Source organism: Acinetobacter kyonggiensis, from assembly GCF_900107285.1.
GTDB lineage: Bacteria > Pseudomonadota > Gammaproteobacteria > Pseudomonadales > Moraxellaceae > Acinetobacter > Acinetobacter kyonggiensis.
This window is the reverse complement of sequence record NZ_FNPK01000003.1, coordinates 107,822-132,012: the sequence shown is the minus strand read 5'-3', so window position 1 is coordinate 132,012 and position 24,191 is coordinate 107,822. Positions and strand designations below refer to the sequence as shown.

Annotated in this window: 24 protein-coding genes and 1 other RNA gene; 19 read left to right on the top strand and 6 right to left on the bottom strand. The window is 39.1% G+C overall.

The window, feature by feature from the left end; translation table 11 throughout:
- Positions 1-11: 11 nt before the first annotated feature.
- The 12 genes from rimO to lpxA all read left to right on the top strand — a co-directional run bounded on the left by rimO (position 12) and on the right by lpxA (position 12,367).
- On the top strand, positions 12-1,355 hold the full coding sequence (gene rimO, locus BLV99_RS03735) for a 30S ribosomal protein S12 methylthiotransferase RimO (protein WP_086183361.1): 1,344 nt from the start codon (positions 12-14) through the stop codon (positions 1,353-1,355).
- A gap of 49 nt (positions 1,356-1,404) precedes the next feature.
- On the top strand, positions 1,405-2,133 hold the full coding sequence (pyrH, locus tag BLV99_RS03730; RefSeq protein ID WP_004651724.1) for a UMP kinase: 729 nt from the start codon (positions 1,405-1,407) through the stop codon (positions 2,131-2,133).
- A 78-nt stretch (positions 2,134-2,211) separates the two neighbouring features.
- Complete coding sequence (gene frr, locus BLV99_RS03725) at positions 2,212-2,766, top strand: ribosome recycling factor (RefSeq protein WP_004651725.1); 555 nt, start codon at positions 2,212-2,214, stop codon at positions 2,764-2,766.
- Positions 2,767-2,772: 6 nt separating this feature from the next.
- Positions 2,773-3,519 (top strand): polyprenyl diphosphate synthase, encoded by a 747-nt coding sequence (gene uppS, locus BLV99_RS03720; protein WP_092687852.1) that lies wholly within the window; start codon positions 2,773-2,775, stop codon positions 3,517-3,519.
- Positions 3,520-3,529: 10 nt separating this feature from the next.
- Complete coding sequence (locus BLV99_RS03715; protein ID WP_086183360.1) at positions 3,530-4,354, top strand: phosphatidate cytidylyltransferase; 825 nt, start codon at positions 3,530-3,532, stop codon at positions 4,352-4,354.
- Positions 4,355-5,551: a 1-deoxy-D-xylulose-5-phosphate reductoisomerase gene (ispC, locus tag BLV99_RS03710; RefSeq protein ID WP_092687849.1), complete on the top strand. Its 1,197-nt coding sequence runs from the start codon at positions 4,355-4,357 to the stop codon at positions 5,549-5,551.
- A gap of 3 nt (positions 5,552-5,554) precedes the next feature.
- Positions 5,555-6,910, top strand: coding sequence for an RIP metalloprotease RseP (gene rseP, locus BLV99_RS03705; protein ID WP_092687846.1), 1,356 nt, complete (start codon positions 5,555-5,557; stop codon positions 6,908-6,910).
- Positions 6,911-6,951: 41 nt separating this feature from the next.
- Positions 6,952-9,486: an outer membrane protein assembly factor BamA gene (gene bamA, locus BLV99_RS03700; protein WP_092687843.1), complete on the top strand. Its 2,535-nt coding sequence runs from the start codon at positions 6,952-6,954 to the stop codon at positions 9,484-9,486.
- 35 nt (positions 9,487-9,521) lie between these two features.
- Positions 9,522-10,019 carry an OmpH/Skp family outer membrane protein gene (locus BLV99_RS03695; protein WP_092687840.1) on the top strand — a complete coding sequence of 166 codons (498 nt, stop codon included), beginning with the start codon at positions 9,522-9,524 and terminating at the stop codon, positions 10,017-10,019.
- 3 nt (positions 10,020-10,022) lie between these two features.
- Positions 10,023-11,090 (top strand): UDP-3-O-(3-hydroxymyristoyl)glucosamine N-acyltransferase, encoded by a 1,068-nt coding sequence (gene lpxD / locus BLV99_RS03690; protein WP_092687837.1) that lies wholly within the window; start codon positions 10,023-10,025, stop codon positions 11,088-11,090.
- A gap of 6 nt (positions 11,091-11,096) precedes the next feature.
- Positions 11,097-11,582 (top strand): 3-hydroxyacyl-ACP dehydratase FabZ, encoded by a 486-nt coding sequence (gene fabZ / locus BLV99_RS03685; protein WP_086183700.1) that lies wholly within the window; start codon positions 11,097-11,099, stop codon positions 11,580-11,582.
- Complete coding sequence (gene lpxA, locus BLV99_RS03680; RefSeq protein ID WP_004651735.1) at positions 11,579-12,367, top strand: acyl-ACP--UDP-N-acetylglucosamine O-acyltransferase; 789 nt, start codon at positions 11,579-11,581, stop codon at positions 12,365-12,367. The genes fabZ and lpxA overlap by 4 nt, the downstream gene beginning before the upstream one ends.
- Positions 12,368-12,423: 56 nt before the next feature.
- On the opposite strand, the gene BLV99_RS03675 is transcribed toward lpxA, so the two are convergent.
- Positions 12,424-13,257 (bottom strand): YbgF trimerization domain-containing protein, encoded by an 834-nt coding sequence (locus BLV99_RS03675; protein ID WP_092688054.1) that lies wholly within the window; start codon positions 13,255-13,257, stop codon positions 12,424-12,426.
- A gap of 294 nt (positions 13,258-13,551) precedes the next feature.
- Here BLV99_RS03675 and ffs point away from each other — a divergent pair.
- An RNA gene (gene ffs / locus BLV99_RS03670) (signal recognition particle sRNA small type) lies at positions 13,552-13,648 on the top strand.
- A 40-nt stretch (positions 13,649-13,688) separates the two neighbouring features.
- Here the strand turns inward: ffs and BLV99_RS03665 are convergent.
- The 4 genes from BLV99_RS03665 to BLV99_RS03650 form a co-directional block, all read right to left on the bottom strand.
- On the bottom strand, positions 13,689-14,285 hold the full coding sequence (locus BLV99_RS03665) for a regulatory protein RecX (protein ID WP_092687834.1): 597 nt from the start codon (positions 14,283-14,285) through the stop codon (positions 13,689-13,691).
- Between the two features lie 85 nt (positions 14,286-14,370).
- Positions 14,371-15,414: a recombinase RecA gene (gene recA / locus BLV99_RS03660; protein ID WP_086183352.1), complete on the bottom strand. Its 1,044-nt coding sequence runs from the start codon at positions 15,412-15,414 to the stop codon at positions 14,371-14,373.
- A gap of 162 nt (positions 15,415-15,576) precedes the next feature.
- Positions 15,577-15,999, bottom strand: coding sequence for an RNA-binding S4 domain-containing protein (locus tag BLV99_RS03655; RefSeq protein ID WP_092687831.1), 423 nt, complete (start codon positions 15,997-15,999; stop codon positions 15,577-15,579).
- Positions 15,992-16,678 (bottom strand): HAD-IA family hydrolase, encoded by a 687-nt coding sequence (locus BLV99_RS03650; RefSeq protein WP_086183350.1) that lies wholly within the window; start codon positions 16,676-16,678, stop codon positions 15,992-15,994. Before BLV99_RS03650 ends, BLV99_RS03655 begins: the two co-directional genes overlap by 8 nt.
- Before the next feature lie 13 nt (positions 16,679-16,691).
- Between BLV99_RS03650 and BLV99_RS03645 the strand changes: the two genes are divergently transcribed.
- From BLV99_RS03645 to BLV99_RS03635, 3 genes are all read left to right on the top strand, one after another.
- A complete protein-coding gene (locus tag BLV99_RS03645; RefSeq protein ID WP_092687828.1) occupies positions 16,692-17,546 on the top strand; it encodes a 3'(2'),5'-bisphosphate nucleotidase CysQ family protein in 855 nt (284 codons plus the stop codon).
- 54 nt (positions 17,547-17,600) lie between these two features.
- A complete protein-coding gene (locus BLV99_RS03640; protein WP_086183348.1) occupies positions 17,601-18,338 on the top strand; it encodes a histidine phosphatase family protein in 738 nt (245 codons plus the stop codon).
- Positions 18,339-18,711: 373 nt separating this feature from the next.
- The gene (locus tag BLV99_RS03635) at positions 18,712-21,579 is read left to right on the top strand and encodes a M66 family metalloprotease (protein ID WP_092687824.1); all 2,868 of its coding nucleotides are present in this window, start codon (positions 18,712-18,714) and stop codon (positions 21,577-21,579) included.
- Positions 21,580-21,696: 117 nt separating this feature from the next.
- On the opposite strand, the gene rpsT is transcribed toward BLV99_RS03635, so the two are convergent.
- Positions 21,697-21,963, bottom strand: a complete 267-nt coding sequence (gene rpsT / locus BLV99_RS03630) for a 30S ribosomal protein S20 (protein WP_053580135.1) — start codon at positions 21,961-21,963, stop codon at positions 21,697-21,699.
- A 215-nt stretch (positions 21,964-22,178) separates the two neighbouring features.
- Between rpsT and BLV99_RS03625 the strand changes: the two genes are divergently transcribed.
- Genes BLV99_RS03625 through BLV99_RS03615 form a run of 3 tightly spaced genes read left to right on the top strand, consistent with a single transcriptional unit; the run spans position 22,179 to position 24,175 of the window.
- Positions 22,179-22,844 (top strand): Rossmann-fold NAD(P)-binding domain-containing protein, encoded by a 666-nt coding sequence (locus BLV99_RS03625; RefSeq protein ID WP_086183346.1) that lies wholly within the window; start codon positions 22,179-22,181, stop codon positions 22,842-22,844.
- A gap of 11 nt (positions 22,845-22,855) precedes the next feature.
- Positions 22,856-23,368 carry a ribonuclease E activity regulator RraA gene (rraA, locus tag BLV99_RS03620; protein ID WP_092687821.1) on the top strand — a complete coding sequence of 171 codons (513 nt, stop codon included), beginning with the start codon at positions 22,856-22,858 and terminating at the stop codon, positions 23,366-23,368.
- Between the two features lie 30 nt (positions 23,369-23,398).
- Positions 23,399-24,175, top strand: a complete 777-nt coding sequence (locus BLV99_RS03615) for a glutathione S-transferase N-terminal domain-containing protein (RefSeq protein ID WP_092687818.1) — start codon at positions 23,399-23,401, stop codon at positions 24,173-24,175.
- The last annotated feature ends 16 nt before the right edge of the window (positions 24,176-24,191 follow it).

Sequence of the window (24,191 nt, the reverse complement as noted above, 5' to 3'; positions counted from 1 at the left end):
AGTGCAGATTCATGAAGTCCCCCAAAGTCGGTTTCGTTTCTTTAGGTTGTCCTAAGGCATTGGTAGATTCTGAACGAATTTTAACTCAGTTGAAGACTGAAGGTTATGATGTAGCATCGGATTATGATGGTGCTGATTTGGTTGTTGTTAATACTTGTGGTTTTATTGAATCTGCAGTACAAGAGTCTTTAGACGCAATTGGCGAAGCCATTAGCGCAAATGGCCGTGTCATTGTGACAGGGTGTTTGGGTAAAGATGAAGAAAAAATTCGTCAAATGCACCCAAGTGTTTTAAAAGTAACGGGTGCTGCCGCGTATCAAGATGTGATGGAAGCTGTGCATGAATATGTGCCTGCACCACCTAAGCATAACCCATTTATTGACCTTGTTCCTGAACAAGGGATTCGTTTAACGCCAAAACATTATGCTTATTTGAAAATATCAGAAGGCTGCAACCATCGTTGTACATTCTGTATTATTCCAAGTATGCGTGGCGATTTGGTTTCACGTCCTGTGGGTTCAGTGTTAAGCGAAGCACAAGCGCTGAAAAAAGCGGGTGTGCAAGAAGTCTTAGTGATTTCACAAGATACATCAGCTTATGGTCTAGATACCAAATACAAATTAGATTTTTGGAACGGTCAGCCGGTTAAAACCAAATTCTATGATATGTGTGAAGCTTTAGGTCAGCTTGGTATCTGGGTGCGTTTACATTATGTTTATCCATATCCACATGTGGATGCAGTGATTGATTTAATGGCGCAAGGCAAAATTTTGCCATATTTAGATATTCCTTTTCAGCACGCCAGTCCGCGCATCTTAAAATTGATGAAGCGACCAGCTCATAGTGAAAACACATTGGAACGTCTGAAATTGTGGCGTGAAAAATGTCCAGAATTGGTGATTCGTTCAACATTTGTGGTGGGTTTCCCAGGTGAAACTGAGGAAGATTTCCAAGTATTGCTTGAATGGTTGAAAGAAGCTCAGCTTGATCGTGTCGGTTGCTTTACCTATTCGCCTGTAGAAGGTGCGACAGCAAATGATTTGCCAGATCATGTGCCTGAAGAAATCAAGCAAGATCGTTATGAGCGTTTTATGGAAGTTCAACAGGCTATTTCTGCTGCGAAACTACAAAAACGTATTGGTCAAACCATGACTGTGCTGGTTGATGATTTAGATGAAGAATTCCCAGTAGCGATTGCACGTTCTTATGCAGATGCGCCTGAAATTGATGGTAATGTTTTTGTAGAAGATATTGATAAGAGCTTGATTAAATCGGGTGATTTGCTCGAAGTTGAAATTACTGATGCAGATGAATATGATTTATATGCCAAGTTAATTCAGATCAAATCAGCTTAAAAAAGATGCGAATAAAGTTTTAGATATTTGAAAATTCGGAGATTCCCAGATGTTGGACTCAAAAAAGCCCCGTTACGAACGTATTTTATTAAAACTTTCTGGTGAGGCGCTTGCTGGAAATAAAGACATGGGGATTGATGCACAAGTGCTTGATCAAATGTCTTTAGCAATTGCACACTTAGTTGGTTTGGGTGTTCAAGTGGGTATCGTGGTTGGTGGTGGTAACTTATACCGTGGTAGCCAATTGCAAAAAGATGGTTTGGTTGGCCGTGTAACAGGCGATCAAATGGGTATGCTTGCGACTGTGATGAATGGTTTGGCTTTGCGTGATGCTTTGGTGCGCCGTAACATTAAAACGCGTTTAATGTCTGCTTTACCGATTGGTGCTGTAGTTGAATCTTATTCAAGTCGTGATGCGATTCGCCATTTAACTCAAGGCGAAGTGTGCGTATTTGTTGCGGGTACAGGTAATCCATTCTTTACGACAGATACAGCAGCTTGCTTACGTGGTATTGAAATCGAAGCGAACTTGATCTTAAAAGCCACCAAAGTCGATGGCGTTTATAATAAAGATCCAAGTAAATACGATGATGCTGTGAAATATGACAAGTTAACTTTCGATCAAGTACTTGATGAAAAATTAGGTATTATGGATTTAACCGCAATTTGCTTGTGCCGCGACCATAATGTACCACTTCAAGTCTTTGATATGAACAAATCTGGCTCATTGCTTTCAGTGGTTATGGGTGAAAAAGAAGGGACACACGTTACGAATTAATGTACGTGAGCCTGAAAGCTCTTTATACTACACGCTATTTAGTAATTACATCTCTTAGAATTAAGTAAGGAAGATCATATGATTAACGATCTTAAAAAAGACAGCGAAGACCGTATGAATAAGACTCTAGAGTCTCTAGAGCACGGTTTTGCCAAAGTTCGTACAGGTCGTGCGCACCCATCTATTTTAAATGGTGTGATGGTTTCTTACTATGGCTCTGATGTTCCACTGAACCAAGTGGCAAACGTTGGTCTTGAAGATTCACGTACATTGTTGGTACAGCCATTTGAACGTTCAATGGTATCTGCAATTGATAAAGCGATTCGTGAAGCAGGTTTGGGTCTTAATCCAATTACTGCGGATGCGATTCGTGTACCAATGGCTGCACTGACTGAAGAAACGCGTCGTGATATGCAAAAAGTTGCGCGTACTGAAGCTGAAAATGCCAAAGTTGCGATTCGTAACATTCGTCGTGATGTATTGGGTGATATCAAAGCATTATTGAAAGAAAAAGAAATTTCTGAAGATGATGATCGCCGTGCATCAGACGACATTCAAAAAATCACCGATAAATTCGTTGCTGAAGTAGAAAAGCGTTTGGCTGCGAAAGAAGCTGAATTGATGAAGGTTTAAGATTTAATGACCGCATCAGAAGATAGCTTGCTTCTTCCAAAACATGTTGCCATCATCATGGATGGCAACAATCGTTTTGCTAAAAAGATGCAAATGCAAAAAGGTGATGGACACCGTGAAGGTAAAAATGTCCTCGATCCGATTGTTGAACACTGTAGAAAAAATCAAATTCAAGCGTTAACTGTTTTCGCATTCTCTAGCGAAAATTGGAATCGTCCCCAATTTGAGGTGGATTTACTCATGGTATTGTTAGAAGAAACAATCCTAGAGCAATTGCCTCGAATGGAAAAATTTAATATTGCTTTACGTTTTATTGGTGATCGTTCTCGTTTATCTTCACATTTACGTGAGTTAATGTTGCAAGCTGAACAAAGGACTGCTAAGTTCGACAGCATGACGTTGACCATTGCGATCAGTTATGGTGGTATGTGGGATATGGCGCAGGCTGCAAAGCAAATTGCAGCGGATGCTGTGGTAAAAAAAATCGCTATTGAAGATATAAATGTTGAGTTGTTTGGACAACATGTCAGTATGGCGGATTTGCCAGCTGTCGATCTATTGATTCGTACAGGTGGTGATTTTCGTTTGTCGAATTTTTTACTTTGGCAGGCAGCATATGCTGAACTGTATTTTACCCAAACCTTATGGCCTGAGTTTACTGTTGAGGAATTCGATGATGCGTTAGCAGTTTTTGCTGGGCGCGAACGTCGTTTTGGGAAAACTTCAGAGCAAATCCAACAAGAGAAAAATTGAGAATTAATACATGTTAGAGCGGATTATAACCGCATTGGTATTGGTAGCAGTCGTACTCAGTTGTATGTTTGCTACACAGTCTCAGTATCCAATGTTTATGCTGATGATTGTTGCAGCAGGGGTTGCAGGGTATGAGTGGTTTAAGCTTATGCCAAGAAAAAATAAAAATTCTGTGAAACTCCTAGCTTGGGTTTATGGTATTGCAACTGCGGCTTTAGCAACTTTGGCATTATATTTTAATGATATTGCTTTATTGCTTTGGGCGGCTTCTATTTTATGTTGGATTTTAAGCATCTTTTGGGTTAAATCGTATCCAGATTATGATGGATGGTACAATCCAAGCTTAAAGATTATTGGGTTTGTTTTAATTTCTGCTGCGGTTACCGCAATTTTCTCTGTATGGCATAGTTCACCATGGTGGCTCATGTACCTATTTTTATTGGTATGGGGGGCAGACAGTGGTGCTTATTTTGTCGGACGTAAATTAGGAAAGAAAAAACTTGCACCAGATGTGAGTCCAAATAAATCGGTTGAAGGTTTATATGGGGGTGTTTTTACTGCAATGCTGATTGTTGCTGCTGTAGAAGTTCTTTATTTAGACTTAACCATTGCTCAACATATTCTGTTTTTGATTTTATCTGTAGTCACGGTATTTAGTTCTGTTTTAGGTGATTTGTTTGAATCTATGATCAAACGTCGTGCAGGAATTAAAGATTCAGGTCGTATTCTACCAGGACATGGTGGTGTGCTCGATCGTATTGATTCATTGCTTGCTGCGGCTCCAATTTTTGCTGCTGGCATGTATGTTTTAAAACTTATTGGTGTAAATTTATAGATGTCGCAATCTGTTTGTATATTGGGTGTAACGGGTTCCATTGGTCAAAGCACCTTAAAAATTTTGCAGCAGCATCCTGAAAAGTATTCTGTATTTGCAGTCACGGCACATAGTCGAATTTTAGAACTTGTTGAAATATGCAAACAGTATCGACCGAAAATTGTGGTGGTTCCAGCAAATAAAGTTGCCGAACTACAACAGCAGTTCCAAAAACAAGATTTGAATCATATTGAAATTCTGATAGGTGAGGCTGGCTTAATTGCTGTTGCTGAACATCCAGATGTTGATGTGGTTATGGCTGCTATTGTAGGTGCTGCGGGCTTATTGCCAACACTTGCTGCCGTTAAGGCGGGTAAGCGTGTCTTGCTTGCAAATAAAGAAGCATTGGTGATGTCTGGCGATCTCATGATGCAAGCTGCACTTGATTACAATGCCCAATTGCTTCCTGTTGATTCTGAACATAATGCTATTTTCCAATGTTTGCCTGATGGGTATTTTCAGGCGGAGCGCAATGGACAGCCGAAGCAGGGTGTATCGCGAATTTTACTGACCGCTTCTGGTGGTCCATTTCTTAACCATAGTCTTGAACAATTACAAAATGTAACGCCTGCACAGGCCTGTAAGCATCCGAATTGGTCTATGGGGCAAAAAATTTCTGTTGATTCTGCCACCTTAATGAATAAAGGTTTGGAGCTGATAGAAGCTTGTCATCTGTTTGCAATTTCAGAACAGTTTGTAACAGTGGTGGTTCATCCGCAGAGTATTATTCACTCTATGGTTCAGTACGTGGATGGTTCAACTTTGGCACAAATGGGTAATCCTGATATGTGTACGCCAATTGCGCATGCACTTGCATGGCCTGAGCGTATTCAGACCCATGTGCCTGCACTTGATCTATTTATGAATCATCAGTTGGATTTTCAAGAACCTGATACAACGCGTTTCCCTGCATTAAAACTGGCACGACAGGCTATGCAAAGTGGTGGATTGGCTCCTGCCATTTTAAATGCAGCGAATGAAGTTGCAGTTGCAGCATTCTTGAATCAAGCGATTGCTTTTACTGAAATCCCTCAAGTGGTCGAACAGACTTTGAATCAAGTGGAAAATAGTGCTGCGGAATCGATAGAGCTTATTTTGCAAGCAGATCGAGTGGCTCGTTCTATTGCACAGCAAATTGTCATCAATAATGGAAGTTAAAACATGAGTGCCTTGTTTATTATTGTGGCTGCAATCTTTCTGCTCGGGCCGCTGATTGCGATTCATGAGTTTGGACATTATATTGTTGCACGTAAACTCGGTGTCAAAGTTTTAGTCTATTCGATTGGTTTTGGTCCAACTTTATTGAAGTGGACATCTAAAAAGTCTGGCATTCAATATCAGCTTTCGGCATTACCATTTGGTGGCTATGTCAAAATGTTGGATGAACGCGAAGGTAATGTTGCAGAAGAAGATTTGCCGAAGGCATTTAATCGACAACATCCTTGGAAGAGAATCGCAATTGTCGCTGCGGGGCCGCTGATTAATTTGGCTTTTGCTGTGGTTTTATTTTGGATTTTATTTTTACCATCTCAAGAGCAACTCAATACTCGTGTTGGTAAAGTGTTACCGAATACACCCGCTGCCACAGTTCAACTGAATGTTGGTGATAAAATTACGGCAGTGGATGGTACGCCAGTCACAACGTGGGAAAAGTTAAATTTTGCGTTGGTGGATCGGGTCGGTGAAACAGGTTCAATCGAAGTTCAAGCTGATCGTAATGGTCAAATACAAACGTTTAAATTGCCGATTCAAAACTTTTTAAAGGATCAAAGTCAGTCTGCATTAGATAGTCTTGGCTTTATGCCATATCGTCCACCTATTGCTGCTATTGCTACTAAACTGAGCGCAGATGGTGCTGCCATTCGTCAAGGGATGAAAGAAGGCGATAAAATTATTGCGATTGATGGTGTGAAAATGAATGATTGGTTTGATGTCGTTCAAACTGTTCAGGCTGCACCGGAAAAATTATTGAAAATTGATGTGTTGCGTCAAAATCAATTGGTACATTTGCAAATCATGCCACAAGCGAAGCGTGATAATATGGGGAATGTTTCTGGTGTGCTTGGTGTACAAAGTATACCCGGAAAAATAACTATACCTGCAGAATACAAACAAACGATTCAATATAGTCCAACTGAAGCTTTTGTCATGGCGGTTGATAAAACGGGTCAAATATCAGGTATGATTTTGAACTCGATTGTCAAAATGGTCCGTGGTTTAATTGGTTTGGATAATTTATCTGGGCCTATTACGATTGCTAAGGTTGCAGGACAGAGTGCAGAAATGGGTTGGCAGACCTTTATCTCATTCATGGCTTTAATGAGTGTAAGTTTAGGAATTTTAAATTTATTGCCTATACCCATGCTTGATGGTGGACATTTAGTTTACTATTTTATTGAGCTGATCCGTGGTAAACCTGTTTCTGAACAAATACAATTGGTTGGTTTGAAAATTGGTATGGTACTGCTTGGGAGTATGATGCTCCTTGCATTATTCAATGACTTCATGCGTTTATAAGAACGTGGATACGAAATAAATTAACATCGGAAAAGACAGGCATGCAGCACACACATTTATTTATGCCTTTGGCACTCATCAGTGCAATGGCAGCAGTACAACAAGTATATGCAGCAGATGAATTCATTGTCCGCGATATAAAAATTAACGGGCTTGTTCGTTTAACGCCAACCAATGTCTATGGGATGTTGTCTGTCAATGCTGGTGATCGTGTCAATGATACAACCATTGCAAATGCGATTCGTGCTTTATATGCCACGGGCTTGTTTGATGATATTAAAGCATCTCAAGAAGCGGATGCGCTCATTTTTACAGTGGTTGAACGCCCACTCATTTCAAAAGTTGAGTTTAAAGGTAATAAGCTCATACCTAAAGAAGCGCTAGAAGAAGGGCTGAAAAAAATGGGTATTGCAGAAGGTGAGGTTTTGAAAAAATCTGCCCTGCAAACCATTGAGACCGAACTTGAACAGCAGTATATGCAGCAAGGTCGTTATGATGCTGATGTTAAAGTTGTTACCACGGCTAGACCGAATAATCGTGTCGATTTAACCGTTGATTTTGTGGAAGGTAAAGCCGCTAAAGTTGTTGATATCAATATTATTGGTAATACTGTTTTTCAAGAAAGCGAAATTAAGCAGGCCTTTGCTGTAAAAGAGAGTGGTTGGAGTTCAATTGTTACGCGTAACGACCGCTATGCACGAGAAAAAATGGCAGCCAGCCTAGAGGCTTTACGCGCATTATATTTAAATAAAGGTTATATCAATTTTAATATTACCAATTCAAATTTGAACTTGAGTGAAGATAAAAAGAATATTTTTGTTGAAGTTGCTGTAGAAGAAGGTGAGCAATTTAAGTTTGGTGAAACTAAGTTTTTAGGCGATGCACTTTATAAGCCAGAAGAATTAAAAGCCCTAAAAATTTATAAAGATGGCGAGACTTATTCTCAAGAAAAAGTAAATGCAGTCAAACAACTTTTACTTCGTAAGTATGGTAATGCAGGTTATTACTATGCTGAAGTAAATATGGTTCCTGAAATTAATAAAGAAACAAAACTGGTTGATTTGAACTATTACATTAATCCGGGGCAACAGGTGACTGTGCGTCGTATTAATTTTATGGGTAATACGAAAACAGCCGATGAAGTTTTACGTCGTGAAATGCGCCAAATGGAAGGTGCATTGGCAAGCAATGAAAAAATTGACTTGTCTAAAGTTCGTTTAGAGCGTACAGGTTTCTTTAAAACGGTTGATATTAAGCCAGCACGTATTCCAAACGTATCTGATCAGGTTGATTTAAATATCAATGTTGAAGAACAACACTCAGGTACAAGTACGCTTGCTGTTGGTTTCTCACAAAGCGGTGGTGTAACATTCCAAGCGGGCTTAAGTCAAACCAATTTCTTGGGTACAGGTAATAGTGTCGCGATTGATTTATCGCGTTCAGAAACCCAAGATTATTATAATTTAAGTGTGACAGATCCATACTTCACCATTGATGGTGTACGTCGTGGGTACAATATGTATTACCGTAAAACCAAGTTAAATGATGACTATAACGTTAACAATTATGTGACGGACAGTTTTGGTGGTGGTATTACGTTTGGTTATCCAATTGATGAAAACCAAAGTATTAGTGCGGGTCTGAATATTGACCAAACCGATGTTACGACAGGGCCATATGTGTCAACCTATGTTCGTGATTACTTGTTGGCAAATGGTGGTAAGGCAACTGGTAAGGCAACTGATGTTTGTGTTGGTAACATTGAATATCTATATGAAGATGCGAGTAATCCGACCTTGATTACAGGTAGTAGATGTAATGGACAACAAGTTGACTTTGACAATGAATTCAAATCTGATTTTTTAACTTACAATCTTAATTTAGGTTGGTCATATAACACATTAAACCGTCCTGTATTCCCAACCAGTGGTATGTCGCATCGTGTGAATGGGGAAATTGCTTTACCAGGTAGTGATGTTGAATACCAGAAATTGACATATGATGCCCAAGCCTTCTTACCCTTACCTTATGAGTTTGTACTGCGTGGTTATGGTAAGTTGGGTTATGGTAATGATTTGCCCTTCTATAAAAACTTCTATGCCGGTGGTTTTGGTTCGGTTCGAGGTTACGACAACAGCACTTTAGGTCCAAAGTATCCAGGTGTAACGAATAATGAGTCACGTCTAATGGATAATAATCCTGAAGAAGTGGGTGGTAATGCATTAATACAATTTGGTGCGGAACTCGCATTGCCTTTACCATTTAAAGGGGATTGGACACGTCAAGTTCGACCAGTACTTTTTGCTGAAGGTGCACAAGTGTTTGATACGCAATGTAATATTCCAAGTGGAACGTTGTATTTAGCTGGTACACCAACTGATCCGGGTGTGAGTGCTAAAAAATATTGTGAAGATAACTTTGGTTTTGATGCTGAAAACATGCGTTATAGCGTAGGTGTTGGCTTTACATGGATTACCATGATTGGTCCACTTTCACTCAGTTATGCATACCCATTGAATGATAAACCGGGTGATGAAACTAAAAATATCCAGTTTGAAATCGGTCGTACTTTCTAAGTACGATCCTGTAAAGGTTTAAGAAGGATATTAAAATGAATAAAATATTAATGAGTCTACTTGTTGCTGGATTAGCCAGTACTTCAGTTGTTCATGCTGCCGGTTATGGCGTTGTTGATTTAGAAAAAGTGGTTGAAAATAGCACTTATTTAAAGCAGCAAAATGCTTCTTTACAGCAGACTGTGAATCCGCAAACGACAAAACTTGAGCAATTGGGTAAGGAGTTGGAGGGTATTCAACAACGCGCTCAACAAAACCCAAATTTATCTGAAGCTGAGAAGCAAAAGATGATGACTCAGTACCAAACAAAACTGAAAGAGTTTAATTCAATTCAACAGGGCTTGCAAACGACGGTTCAGTCTTCAATTCAGGTGATGAATAAGACTTTGGATGGTCGAGTGAAACAAGTTGCTGAACAATTGCGTAAAGAAAACAACTTAGATGTTGTTTTAAATAAAAATTCAGCACTTGCCTATGACGCTAAATATGATTTAACTGATAAAATGATTCAAAAGGTCAATGTTATTAAGTAATCAATGAATCCTAGACAATTGCGCTTAGAAGATCTGGCTCGCCTTGTACAAGGCGAGTGTATCGGTCAATTTGATTTAATATTAGAAGGGCTGGCAAGCTTAGATGCTGCCCAAGCAAAACATATTGCATTTGTAAATGCAGATAAATACTTAGATCACGCACGTGCTTCAAAAGCAGGTGCGTTAATTGTTACGTCAGCTTTAAAAGCGCAGCTAGATAGCCATAATAACTTTATTGTGGTTGATAATCCTTATCTGGCTTTTGCTATTCTGACCCATGTGTTTGAGAAAAAACATACACAGCAGGGTATCGAAAGCACAGCCAAAATTCATCCCTCTGCCATAATTGCTGATAGTGCCTACATTGGGCATTATGTAGTGATTGGTGAACACTGTGTGATTGGTGATGAAGCGGTTATTCAATCACATGTCAAAATTGATGATGATGTCGAAATAGGTAAACAATGTTTTATCGATTCGCACGTAACAGTCACAGGCGAAACTAAAATAGGCAATCGCGTCCGTATTCATGCCAATAGTGTGATTGGTGGTGAAGGTTTTGGCTTTGCACCTTATCAAGGTAAGTGGCATCGGATTGCACAATTAGGCTCAGTCAAAATTGGTCATGATGTCAGAATTGGATCAAATTGTAGTATTGATCGTGGTGCATTAGACGACACAATTTTGGAAGATGGTGTCATTATTGATAACCTTGTGCAAATTGCGCATAATGTGAAAATTGGTGCAAATACAGCTCTGGCTGCAAAATGTGGTGTTGCAGGTAGTACTACAATTGGCAAAAACTGTGTACTTGCTGGTGGGGTAGGTGTGGTTGGTCATATTAATATTGCAGATAATGTGACAATTACAGCTATGTCAATGGTCACAAAAAGTATTTCTGAATCTGGTAGCTATTCTTCTGGTACGCCAATGTTGGAAAGTTTACATTGGAAACGCGCTGCTGTACGCTTTAAACAATTAGCAGATGTGCCATTGACCCAATTGCTAAAACGGCTTGATCATATACAGACTCAAATCGAGTCCCTTGAATCAACTTTTAAGCGTAAATAGAATATGATGACTGAGTCGAATACTCCTGCATTTACGAAGCCTGAATTGCCAATGCACATTCAACAAATTCGTGAATATTTACCTCACCGCTATCCATTTTTATTGGTCGATCGTGTTGTTGATGTGACTGATAATGCTATTGTGGGTTATAAGAACGTTTCAATCAACGAAGAGTTTTTACAGGGACATTTCCCAGGCTATCCAATTATGCCTGGTGTATTGATTGTTGAGGCATTAGCTCAAGTCTCTGGTATACTTGGTTTTATTATGAATAATGAAAAACCAAGTGAAGGCTCTTTGTTTCTTTTTGCTGGCGCAGAAAAGGTCCGCTTTAAGAAACAAGTTGTTGCGGGTGATCAACTGGTTTTAAAATCTGAGTTGGTGATGCACAAACGTGGTATTTACAAATATAATTGTATCGCCACAGTCGATGGTATTGTAGCAACTACTGCGGAAATTATGGTTTCGCATCAAAAAATAGAGCAGGCATGAGTAATAACGATTTAATTCACCCAACAGCTATTATTGACTCATCAGCAGTCATTGCTTCAGATGTGCAAATTGGTCCCTATTGTATTATTGGGCCACAGGTCACTATTGCTGAGGGCACCAAACTACATTCCCATGTCGTTATAGGTGGCTTTACTCGGATTGGGAAAAATAATGAAATATTCCAATTTGCGAGTGTGGGTGAAGTTTGTCAGGATTTAAAATATGCTGGCGAAGAAACTTGGCTTGAAATTGGTGACCACAATTCAATTCGTGAACATTGCAGTTTGCATCGTGGTACGGTTCAAGATCAAAGTTTGACTAAAATCGGTAGTTATAACTTATTGATGGTAAATACTCATATTGCCCATGACTGTGTAATTGGCGATCATAATATTTTTGCCAATAATGCTGGTATTGCTGGTCATGTACATATTGGTGATTATGTGGTGGTTGGCGGAAATTCAGGTATTCACCAATTCTGTAAAATTGATTCTTACAGTATGATTGGTGGTGCTTCGTTAATTTTAAAAGATGTGCCTGCTTATGTGATGGTCTCGGGTAACCCAGCACATGCCTTCGCGATGAATGTAGAAGGTATGCGTCGTAAAGGTTGGTCTAAGAACGTTATTCAGGCATTACGCCAAGCATTTAAATTGATTTATAAAGATGGTTTAACCACTGAGCAAGCGATTCAGCAGATTCGTACGGAAATATTACCTGAAGTTCCTGAAGTACAGTTACTGATCGATTCTTTAGAGCAATCTAAGCGTGGCATTGTTCGTTAATTCAATCTTGCGTTGCATAAAAAAAGACACCTAATGAGGTGTCTTTTTTTTTGATTTTATTTCTTAAAATAACCTGCTTCTTCTGATTTTGGATAATTTTTAACAAGCTTGCTTTTGAGTTGGTTGGCAAGTGTTGTATTGCGATCTACATCTTTGGCAATATTGTGAAGTTGATAGAGTGCTCGTGCCGCTTTTGCTGAATTAGGATATTGATTGACGACAATATTGTAATTCTTTTTCGCTTCAGTGTAATTGGTCGGTTCAATGGCTAAATTAAATTCAGCGAGCCAAAAATAAGCATTGCTAATATAGACACTGTTGGGATTGTTTTTGATGAAGTTTTGCATTGGAGCAATTGCTTTTTTAGCACCACCTTGTTTGTAGGCATCTAAAGCCACGGTATAAGCGGCTTTATCTAAATCAGCAGTAGACGGAGGTTGTGTGCTCACAACAGGTGCTTGAGTGTTTGTTGTCGCTGCTATTGGGGTTGGTGTGTTGGAGGTACTGGGAGGAGTATCCTGTTGGTTATCCTCCGCTGGAGTCGCACTTTCAGGATCAATTTTTTGTTGTAATAGTTCTAGTCGCTGATCTAAGTCTGTGTAGCGATTGGTTAATTCATGTTTAAGCTGTTCAATTTCATTACCTTGTTCTTCAATTTTGCCACGTAGTGTACGAATATCATTTTCTAATTGTTGATTTTTTTGCATGATTTGCCAATTCAGATTGGTCGGTACATTTGCAGTAGTTGCACCTAAATTAATGGCAGCATTATTTGCGCTGGTCTCGTTGTTATTCTGACTTAATCCACGTGATTCAATTGGAATATTGGCATAAAGTGAGGCTGAGCTAAATAAGACCAGTGCGCATAAAGCATGCTGTTTGAGCATCATAAAAATATCCATTTCGTATTTTTGGGCACATTCTAAATTCCTGACTTTAGAGCGTACCTATTTAAAAGACCTGACGACATTAAAAACGTCCATGCTATGAAATGCAATATACATTTACAATCTTGTCGTAGTTTTAAAGTAAGTGATTGCATTGATAAAAAATATACAAAAATACTGTTTTTAATCAAGATTGTTTTTTTAATAAGCAAATGAAAGCAATACGCTTATAAAAGTTGCTTGAACGCTTGCAAGTTAAATAAAAATCTCTATACTCTGTTCTTGCAATGGTAGCCCCGCTGGTGGCTTCGCAATTGTACTCTGTGAACCCCGCCAGGACCGGAAGGTAGCAACGGTAACAGAACTATGATGTGCCGAAGTTTTGCTAGTGGGGTTGCCACCAGTTTATATAATAATAACGTTAATCCCTTCTGTTAAATATCATGTTCTTGTCTCGTAATTGCTTTAATAATTGCCTCCATTTCAAACCCTCGATACATTAAAAAGCGAATTTGTTTTGCTTTAAGTTTTGCTTCTTTTTCTACAGTTAAACCAAACTTTTTTACCTTCAGTTGATACGCTTGTTCGTTCCAATCGGTTTCTTTTAATTCTTCTTGAATTAAACTGCTATCAATTTTTTTTGATTTTAAAGCCAGCTTAATGCGATTAGGTCCTTTGCCTTTGCGTTTTTGACTCGACAGCATCATTTCGGCAACACGTTGGTCACTCTGATAGTTTTGCGTTGCTAGCTCATCGACCAGTTTTAAAACTTCATCTCGATCCATCGCATATAAGGCTAGTTTCTCAATCAGTTCTGCTTTTGAGTATTCCCGACGTGTCAGTACAGCAAAGGCATAGGAGCGCAAACGCGAGCCTGTAAGACCTTGTGCTTTAGGTTGTTGCTCATCGTCAAAGTTCAACGCTTCTAATGATTCAGGTGGAGTGGTAGGAGAGGTCGACTCTGTTGAGTCATCAAATTGCTGCTTGAGTACATCATAATCAAGCATTGTCGGAAATTTTGAATTGCTCATAGTGTATCGATCACATCAAATAAAAAACGCCCCGTAGGGCGTTTTACAGTTTAAGACTTATATAGCTTGAAAACAAATAGCTGTTTTAAGCATCTAGAAAGTCTGGTTCTACTTCATCTTTTTCTTCAATAGGTGTGGTCGTTGGTGTCAACAATTTTTCACGAATGAGACGATCAAGTTCTTGTGCAATTTGAGGGTTTTCCTCTAAATGGCGAATCACATTGTTTTTACCTTGACCGATTTTATTGCCTTGATATGAATACCAAGCACCCGCTTTTTGTACCAGTTCTTGTGCAACAGCAAGATCAACCAATTCACCCAGTTGATTCACACCCTTGCCATATAAAATTTGGAACAATGCTTCCTTAAAAGGAGGTGCCATTTTATTTTTCACGACTTTAACGCGGGTTTCTGAACCGACAATTTCATCGCCTTCTTTCACTTGACCAATACGACGAATATCCAAGCGTACAGAAGCGTAGAATTTGAGTGCATTACCGCCAGTTGTGGTTTCAGGGCTACCAAACATTACACCAATCTTCATACGGATTTGGTTAATGAAGATGACCATGCAATTTGAGCGTTTTGCATTACCAGTAATTTTACGTAATGCCTGACTCATCAAACGTGCTTGTAAGCCCATGTGTGAGTCGCCCATTTCACCTTCAATTTCAGCGCGAGGTGTAAGTGCAGCCACGGAATCGACAACGATCATGTCAACAGCACCAGAGCGGACTAACATATCTGCAATTTCAAGGGCTTGCTCACCGTGGTCTGGTTGAGAAACCAATAGGTTGTCAAGGTCAACACCCAGCTTACGTGCATACTGAGGATCGAGTGCATGTTCTGCATCGATGAAAGCACAAGTACCACCCGCTTTTTGACATTGTGCAATGGCTTGCAATGTCATTGTGGTTTTACCAGAAGATTCAGGACCGTAAATTTCGACGATACGACCTTTCGGTAAACCACCAATACCGAGTGCAATGTCTAGTGTTAAAGAGCCTGTAGAGACCGCTTCAACGGCCAATACGGTATTATCACCTAGACGCATTACGGTATTTTTACCAAATTGTTTTTCAATCTGGCTTAGGGCAGCATTAAGCGCCTTACTTTTATTATCATCCATCTCACAACCTCAAAACGATGTCACAAAAATATTAACTTAAGTGGATGAGTTACTTTTAAACGTGTTCCACTCAAGTATAGTGACAGATCTATTCTTTATGTTCTATATCAATTCTGTCTAGTGCGACAGAATATGACGCTTAAATTAATCATCATTATAAGATCAGCTTTGGTCAGACTGCTGATTATTGTCTTGTTTAAATTTACTGATTTGTCGTCGATCTTTTTTACTTGGTCGATGTTCAGGTCGGGCTAGATTATGCAACTTTCTTTGTGTTGCAAGCAACTCTCGTCGCGCAATACTGACTTCTGTTTCTGCATAAAGTTGTTGTGCAATTGGTGCTGCACCGCGTATAGCCGACAATGCTTTGATCACAATGGTTTTTCGGTCGAAACCTTGTTGAATGGTCAGTTCCATGCCAACACGAACTTCTTTCGATACTTTAACACGTTCACTATTATGGTGAACCTTACCACCTTCAATGGCAGCCTTCGAGATTGAGCGTGTTTTAAAAAAACGTGCAACCCAAAGCCATTTATCAACACGCATACTTTCAACGTTGTTTTGTTGAGAGAGATTAGGCATATTTTTTCAGATCCTCAGCTTGTTCCAATATTGCAATAAAGTCAGTTAAATGATTTAAAATCGGATAAGGGCTTTCAGATCTTATCTGTCCTTTAGATGAGGGCTGCGCAATGGTAATCAAATGCTGAAGACCAAATTTTTCTGCTCCATTAAGAACTTTTTCTGTGTCATCAATAAAATAGGCTTGATTGATTTGGAAGGGATGTAGTGCGTGTAGCTGTTGCCAAAATTCGGGATATTCTTTGGCATAGCCGATACTTTCGCTGCTGATAATCACATCAAAATAATGGGCTATTTGGGTTTGTTCAAGTTTAAACTTTAAACCCTCACAATCGGCATTGGTTGCAATCCAGCAGGAATAACCATTTGATTTTAAATAATCGAGTAATTCCAAACAGCCTGCACGTAAAGCAACGTTGTGTTTAAATTCTTGTTGCAATGCAAGGGTGTCGACAGCTACTTTTGAGCTCCAAAAACGGGTCGAATACCAATTTAGGGTATGATTATGTTCTTGATAAAACTGAAATAGGGCTTGGGTGCTTTGTTCCAATGTGCAACCATGTGTGGCAGCATATCGAAGTGGAAGTTGATGATTCCAAATGAAATCATCATAAGCAAGATCAAGGAGCGTACCATCCATATCGAAGATGATGGTCGGTTTTTCTGAGTAATTCGACATATAAAGGTAATCTATGTTTAAAACAACAACAGCACCACAAGATGCTTTGATTTTACAGTTGGTTCCCATTGTGACACAGGCATGTGAAATTTTGCGAGCAGAATATCAAGCATATTGTGCAGGTGTCGCCTTTGATGTTGAGAGAAAAAGTGATAATTCACCTGTAACCCAAGCGGATTATCGGGTGAATGAATTTATCACGACAGCATTGCAAGAAAATTTCTCAGATATCCCTGTATTGTCAGAAGAAGGGGACAATACAGAACGTAAGCAGTGGCAAAGCTTTTGGTTGCTTGATCCTTTAGATGGTACGAAAGAATTTCTGCATAAGAGACCTGAATTTACAATTAACTTAAGTTTGGTGGAGGGTGCGCATACTACTTTTGCTATATTGGCTATTCCGGGTGAGCAAGCGATTTATATCTGCCCAAAACAAGGTTTGCCTTTAAAATTTGAGATTCAAACGGATCTATGGCAGGAATATGTGGAAGATCAGCCATCGACAGAGATTCGAATTGGTTTAAGTCAGAGTAGTCAAGATAAACCTAAATATGCTGAATACTTAGAAATATTAAAACAAAGTGTGAGCATTGCTGAGTTTAAAGCAGGCAGTGCTTATAAATTTTGTATGATCCTTGAAGGGAAAGTCGATATTTACCCACGGTTTCATCCTACTAGTGAATGGGATACCAGTGCGGGTCAATGTCTGGTTGAGCGTATAGGTGGTGGAGTGGTTGATTTAAAAGGCCGTCCTTTTTTATATAATCAACGGGATAGCTTGTTAAATGGTGGCTTTATTGCATTTCGTAATATTGATATGAAAGAATTGGCATTTCAAGCGCTAGAACTTATGGCAAACAGACCTTGAGCTGATGATTTAACATGCTATAGTGTGCCGAACCATGTTTATTTTGGCTGGATCATGGCGTTAGAGCTGCTCCCTGCAAGTATGTTGAAGGCAATTGATTTATTGCCCGATGCAAAAACACCTGTCACTTTATTTACTCGTCATTCTATTCGTGAAGTAGTGGCTGGGCAGGGTTTGGCTGGCTATGATTTACAGTTAACCTCGCAAGGTCGTGACTTGGCGCAGGCGTGGGGAACTTATTTAATTGATCATACAGACCGAAGTATTCAGCACTGTATTTCAAGTCCGATACAACGCTGTGTCGATACCGCCGCTTTAATGATTCAAGGTGCTGATTCCAGTACACTTGCGCAAAACACCCATTGTATTGAGATTGTCGAGCAAGGCTTGTTGGTCGAACCGGGAAGTTTTGTACTGGATATTAAGCAGGCTGGGCCTTATTTTCGAAAACAGGGTGCATTGGGTTTTATTAATAGTTTTGTGAAAAATGCGTTGCCGGGCATGAAACATCCAATTTCTGGCGTGGTTGATGTATTGGAACTGATTTATAACACGCATCCACAAGATAATTTTGGTTTAAGTTTGGCAGTGAGTCACGATACGATTTTAGCAGCAATCATCGCAGTGATTTCTGGGCGTAATACCGTTAGTCAGGAAGACTGGCCTAGAATGATGGAAGGTCTGTTTGTCTGGTTTGAAGGCGATGAGTTTTTGGAATCGAAACTGAAATGGATTTGGCGTGGTGAATTGAATGAGTTGTCAATACGTGAGTTTCAAAATTTAGAAAAATAAAATAGATATGCATAAAAAATTCATGGACCTAAAAAATTATAAAGCAAGTTTTTAATAAATTATAAATATTTGATCTGTAGCAATAATAACTAAATTGAAGTGAGTGTTATATACACGAACTTTTTTAAATCATTTATAAATTCACATATTTCATATAAATAAATGTTCTAACAGGCTCTCGTTTTATTAAAAAAATCAAACATAAATCAAATAAATACAGGTATTTGGCGCGGTATTTTACATATTTTATAATGGTTACTCTTGTTGTTTTAATATATTATTTATTTTGTAAGTTATTGATTAATATAGTTTTAATATGATCACATAATTCTTCTTTTTGGAGAGGTTATGGTGCTATTGGGGTGGGAATGTGATGCAACTACGGTTTAAATATTTAACTGTGTGTACTTTATCTATAATGCTTATGGCATGTGGTGGGGGTTCTGGTAGTTCTGAAGGAGAGGTTTCAAATAAAGTTCCAGGGGATGGAACAAATGAACTTCCAGGGGATGGCACACCAGAAACCCCAGAAGGTGGTACACCAGAAACCCCAGACGGTAGTACGCCAGAAACACCAGACGGTAGTACGCCAGAAACACCAGACGGTGGTACACCAGAAACCCCAGATGGTGGTACACCAGAAACGCCAGAGGGTGGGGATACACAGCCACCAATTGTTTCAAAATATCCAGAACCTAAAAAAAATATCATGGATAATTCTATTATCGGTTTTTTTGATTTTGATAAATTTGGACTTGTTCGCCAAATCAGAAATGACTTAAATGGTAGTTTTTCGGCTATGGTGCAATTTGCACAAAGTCATGTAGTTAATCCTAATAATAATGAATCGAAATTTTTACCACGATTAACCACTGAAAAAGATGCTTTGCTTCTGGTGACACCCACTGTTGAAATGGGTGATCCTGAAAAATTAAATGCTGAAATATATTTTAATAATCAGTTGATTAGAACGATTCGACTGAAAGAGCCATCTCGTATTTCTTTATCAGATCAGTCTAATGCAGATGATCGACCACAAGTACAATTTTCAAAACGTGCGTGGTCAGCGGCATTAAAGTGGACTGAGGTGCGTCCGGGTTTATCTATTCGAATTGTTGATCCTGCAAACGAAAAAAGTGGTGATTTACGCTCAGAAGACATTGATTTTGCAGCACCGGGAGAGTTGGTGGTTCAAAGTATCCGACTGGGTTTGTTAACTGAGCCACCGAAATCAGCTGGTCATTACATGTTGCTAGAACCTGAGAAGGCAGGCACGGATTATTTTCAGACCATTCCAGCAGCACGCATGATTGTCAGTAAATATGAAGATATGAAGCTTGACAAAGTAATGGTGGCAAGTGGTGTTATTTATAACTCAGCGAGTGCAACCACGGGTGATGTGTATAGTGGTGACATGCGTGAAAATACCGCTAAATCTACCTTTAGTACGGGCATTAACCTTGCAAACTGGGGCATAACCAGCTCATCTATGCAGAGCCAAGAACAACCGCAACTAACCCAAAGTGTTGTTATTCATCATGCGAGTGGTAATTATAGCAATGGTGTACAAAGTCATGGGCTAAGTGGTGGTAATGGTATTTTGACTTTATATGATTCAGTTGGGAATGAATTTAGTCATGAGATTGGCCATCATTATGGTTTAGGGCACTATCCAGGTGAAAAAGATGGAAATTATTTCTGGGCCGCACATCATGCCGATAGTGGTTGGGGTTATATTGCCTTTAGAAATAAAATGCGCGGAAATTTAAATTGGCGAACCACCAATTTGGGTGATGGTACAAATGGTGTGCCCAACTTCCTTGGTAAGTATGCATATGGTTGGGATGCCATGTCGGGTGGTGCGACAGCCAGCTCGATTTCACGTTATACCCACTATACTGGATACAGTACGCAACAAAAAATTCAGCCTGCATTTGATCGTGATGTTTGGGCCGAAGACTCTGCGACGGGTTATAAAAAGTGGAATAAAACAACGCGAATGATGGAAGTGTCGCAGCCTAAAGTACCGACGAAATCGAGTAATGTTTGGTATAACAGTGCGGATGGAAATTATCTAAAGCCGCGTTTATTTAGTGTACCTGTATATACCATTGTGGGTGGATATGATCCCGTCAATCAGTCGGGTTTAATTTATCCTGCGGCACGAGGTAACTGGGGGAATGTATTTGATTTACCGCAAGCCAATACGGGCAGTACAGCTGAAAATTGTTGGTTGAAGGTACAGTCTGTCAGTGGTGTGCAAAATATTGCATTGGCACCTAATCGTATGCAAGGCAATAGTGTTAATAAATTCCATATTAATTTAGCACAAAGTGAGCAACCTCAAGCAGTTGATTTATATTGTCAAAAAGCCAATGAGCAAGCGCTCAAACTTTCAAGTATCGCGATTCCTGTCAGTGCAGACCTTATGTCACCGTATGTGAGTATTGGTCAGGAAGATGGTTATTCCGCTTTAAAACGTGTTGAAATGCCAGAACTGGATCAAGCATTTGTGCAAAATAAGGGTAAGGAAATCGTTAATTTATCGCCGACATTTAGACTATTTTATGATTCTTATCGTCGCTTTAAAGATGAGTTCTCTCCAGATGCTCAAACTGAAATGGTACGTTATACCCAGCAACAAATTAAAATTTACCGTTTGAATCGTTGGGTGAATGTTTATTATAACGACCTCAGTAATGGTAATACTGAAGCATTAGACGAGTTTCATAAATTTGTTGATAGTCTTGGTCTGAAGAATGATATTCCACTTGCCAATGCAAGCATGTTAGTCATGCCAAAAATGGGCAATAGCTGTCTTAAAGTCGAGAAACTTGATACTGGAATATTGAATGTTTATATGAGTGGGAAAAATGGTTGTACAGGTGAAGCATCGACGTTATGGGTGCATGATGCAATTGGTAAAATTCACAGTCAACAATATCCAAACTTATGCTTAACCAACGCTACAACACTGTCTTTATGTAGTAATGATGTACAGGGTCAAATGTGGCAAGCCACTGTAAATGGTGATACACAACAACTGCGTCAAGGGAATAGTTGTTTAGACTTGAGTGGTGGTCATACACCAAGTGCTGATGGGCGCGGTGAAATTATCATGTATGGTTGTGGGGGTGGTAATAACCAGAAATGGAGTATTGTTCCACAAAGTCCTAGTCTAATTTTGGCGATGTCGAATGGTAAAAATTTACCGTTGGTATCGAAAATTTTAGCAAAATAGTCATACTGTAAATTGTTGAGTGAATAAAATAAGCCCTATATAGGGCTTATTTTTATGATATGAATAATGAATAGACACAAAAAAAGCCCTATATAGGGCTTCTTTCATATGCATAAATTAGTTAGCTAAAGCTTTAATTTGTGCATTTAAACGGCTCTTATGACGAGCAGCTTTGTTTTTATGGATGATGCCTTTATCAGCCATACGGTCGATTACTGGTACAGCAGTTTTGTATGCTTCTGAAGCAACAGCATAGTCACCAGCAGCAATAGCAGCTACTGTACGTTTTAAATAAGTACGAACCATTGAACGTAAGCTAGCGTTGTGTTTGCGTGCTTTAACGTTTTGACGGGCACGTTTTTTAGCTTGAGCAGAGTTTGCCACTCGTGCACTCCTTGAAATAGATTGGTCTGGGCGGGCTGAAATTGCAACTGAAAACCTTCATCAGAAGAATTATCACCAGCCCGTAAACAAGTGCCATATTGTGATTAAACTATGACGTTAAGTCAAGTCTTGACTTGCTTTGACAACATTTTAGATGCATAAAAATTCCAAAGAAACCGTTAGATTAGTAATAACCTCTAGAGATTGTTTAAAAAATGACTAAATCAATTAAAAGTGTAATTGTAATTGGAGCAACAGGTTTAGTGGGGCGGGAACTGCTAAAACAACTTAATCAGATTGAGAGTTGTGAGAAAATTACAGCCATTGTTCGACATGAAGATATAGAGCTTAAATCTTTAAAAAAAGTACAACAATTTATTTTAGATGATTTTCTATTGTTGAACGATGAAGATGCGAATGGTTATAGTCATGCATTTAGTTGTTTGGGAACAACGCTGAAAAAAGCAGGATCTAAGCAAAATTTTTATAACGTCGATTATGAAATGAATGCCCATTTTGCCGATTTATTTGAAACGACAGATACTCATTACTTACTCATTAGTGCGATGGGTGCAAATGCGCAGTCAAAAATTTTCTATAATAAGGTGAAGGGTGAACTAGAAAATCATATCCAAAGTTTAAATCTTAAATGTGTGTCCATCTTACGTCCTTCACTGTTATTAGGTGAACGTCAAGAACAACGCGCTTTGGAGGATATGACTCAGAAGTTGTATCGAAAATTTTCGCATTTGGTGCCTAATACATTCAAATATAAGCCAGTGACAGCAGAACAAGTGGCTCATACTATGGTCGATGCAGCGCGAACTCAAACGGATAAGTTTGAAATTTATGATAATTTACGCATACAAACGTGCAAATAAGGGAGATAAAAGTGTCTAATGTAGCATTCGTAACTTGCGATTTATTGGATGATCATCCAGAGAAAGACCTTCAAGTGGTTACACCATCGATGGATGGTAAATGCTTTAAAAGTTATGGGGCGCGTAAAAGTTTTGGCGGGCAGGTGGTGACGGTAAAATGCTTTGAAGACAATTCACGTGTTAAAGAACTATTGGCAACCGATGGTACAGGTAAAGTGCTTGTGGTCGATGGTGGTGCTTCAATGCGCTGTGCTTTAATGGGGGATATGATTGCAGAATCAGCCGTTAAAAATCACTGGAATGGTGTAGTGATTTATGGCTGTGTCCGCGATGTTGATGCGATTGCTGAATTAGATTTAGGTGTGCATGCATTGGCTGCCATTCCTCAAAAAAGTAATCGTAAAGGCATTGGCGAAGTAGATTTAACTTTGTATTTTGGTGGCGTGACCATCAATTCTGGTGATTATCTTTATGCAGATAACAATGGAATCGTGATTGCAAAAGAAAAACTAGTCGATTTATAACGAAAATTATTAAATTAAATAAGGATAAAAATGGTGAATCATCAACTTAAAGTTGTACAAGCTTTAGCTTCAGCATTGACCGCAGGTGGACGTGGCGTGAGTGGCACAGCTTTTCCCAAGCAGCCTGAAAAATCACTTAAACTTTATGAGTTTGAAGGTTCACCATTTTGTCGTCGTGTACGGGAAGTATTAACCTTATTAAATTTAGATTACGAGGTTTATCCATGTCCAAAAGGTGGAGCGAAATATCGTAAAATTGTCAAAGAAAAAGGTGGGAAATTACGCTTTCCATTTTTAATTGATGAAAATACAGAGATCGAGATGTATGAGTCGAAAGACATTATCGATTATCTATTTAAGTATTACGGCAAAAGTGGTAAGACGCCAAAAAAATATTCAGACTATCCTAAATATCCTGTCGTTGCATTTGCGGGTACTTTGATCAATGGCGCACGTGGGGTATGGATTAATCAAAAAATTATTGATCGGGAAGCACCTGAGCAACTTTTAGAATTATGGGGTTTTGAAGCGAGTCCATTTACTCGAGTTGTACGTGGTGTATTAACTGAACTGGAATTACCTTTTAAGTTTCATAATGTGCCCAAAGAGCGCTGGCAAGATATGGGGCCAGCAGTGTTACGTTTAAAACCTGGAAAATATCAACCGTTAAAAGGTGGTAAGCGTGAAAAAGTGATCGAAATTATGGGGCGTGATATTCAGGTTCCGTATTTGGTCGATCCCAATACAGATGTGAAGATGTTTGAGTCTGCAAAAATTGTGAAATATTTAGAAAAACAATATGGTTGAATGATCAGTTTGAAAT

Excerpts from the sequence above, each read along its gene's own strand:
- rimO (WP_086183361.1), top strand. The coding sequence starts at position 12 with ATGAAGTCCCCCAAAGTCGGTTTCGTTTCTTTAGGTTGTCCTAAGGCA.
- pyrH (WP_004651724.1), top strand. The coding sequence starts at position 1,405 with ATGTTGGACTCAAAAAAGCCCCGTTACGAACGTATTTTATTAAAACTT.
- frr (WP_004651725.1), top strand. The coding sequence starts at position 2,212 with ATGATTAACGATCTTAAAAAAGACAGCGAAGACCGTATGAATAAGACT.
- uppS (WP_092687852.1), top strand. The coding sequence starts at position 2,773 with ATGACCGCATCAGAAGATAGCTTGCTTCTTCCAAAACATGTTGCCATC.
- BLV99_RS03715 (WP_086183360.1), top strand. The coding sequence starts at position 3,530 with ATGTTAGAGCGGATTATAACCGCATTGGTATTGGTAGCAGTCGTACTC.
- ispC (WP_092687849.1), top strand. The coding sequence starts at position 4,355 with ATGTCGCAATCTGTTTGTATATTGGGTGTAACGGGTTCCATTGGTCAA.
- rseP (WP_092687846.1), top strand. The coding sequence starts at position 5,555 with ATGAGTGCCTTGTTTATTATTGTGGCTGCAATCTTTCTGCTCGGGCCG.
- bamA (WP_092687843.1), top strand. The coding sequence starts at position 6,952 with ATGCAGCACACACATTTATTTATGCCTTTGGCACTCATCAGTGCAATG.
- BLV99_RS03695 (WP_092687840.1), top strand. The coding sequence starts at position 9,522 with ATGAATAAAATATTAATGAGTCTACTTGTTGCTGGATTAGCCAGTACT.
- lpxD (WP_092687837.1), top strand. The coding sequence starts at position 10,023 with ATGAATCCTAGACAATTGCGCTTAGAAGATCTGGCTCGCCTTGTACAA.
- fabZ (WP_086183700.1), top strand. The coding sequence starts at position 11,097 with ATGACTGAGTCGAATACTCCTGCATTTACGAAGCCTGAATTGCCAATG.
- lpxA (WP_004651735.1), top strand. The coding sequence starts at position 11,579 with ATGAGTAATAACGATTTAATTCACCCAACAGCTATTATTGACTCATCA.
- BLV99_RS03675 (WP_092688054.1), bottom strand. The coding sequence starts at position 13,257 with ATGATGCTCAAACAGCATGCTTTATGCGCACTGGTCTTATTTAGCTCA.
- BLV99_RS03665 (WP_092687834.1), bottom strand. The coding sequence starts at position 14,285 with ATGAGCAATTCAAAATTTCCGACAATGCTTGATTATGATGTACTCAAG.
- recA (WP_086183352.1), bottom strand. The coding sequence starts at position 15,414 with ATGGATGATAATAAAAGTAAGGCGCTTAATGCTGCCCTAAGCCAGATT.
- BLV99_RS03655 (WP_092687831.1), bottom strand. The coding sequence starts at position 15,999 with ATGCCTAATCTCTCTCAACAAAACAACGTTGAAAGTATGCGTGTTGAT.
- BLV99_RS03650 (WP_086183350.1), bottom strand. The coding sequence starts at position 16,678 with ATGTCGAATTACTCAGAAAAACCGACCATCATCTTCGATATGGATGGT.
- BLV99_RS03645 (WP_092687828.1), top strand. The coding sequence starts at position 16,692 with ATGTTTAAAACAACAACAGCACCACAAGATGCTTTGATTTTACAGTTG.
- BLV99_RS03640 (WP_086183348.1), top strand. The coding sequence starts at position 17,601 with ATGGCGTTAGAGCTGCTCCCTGCAAGTATGTTGAAGGCAATTGATTTA.
- BLV99_RS03635 (WP_092687824.1), top strand. The coding sequence starts at position 18,712 with ATGCAACTACGGTTTAAATATTTAACTGTGTGTACTTTATCTATAATG.
- BLV99_RS03625 (WP_086183346.1), top strand. The coding sequence starts at position 22,179 with ATGACTAAATCAATTAAAAGTGTAATTGTAATTGGAGCAACAGGTTTA.
- BLV99_RS03615 (WP_092687818.1), top strand. The coding sequence starts at position 23,399 with ATGGTGAATCATCAACTTAAAGTTGTACAAGCTTTAGCTTCAGCATTG.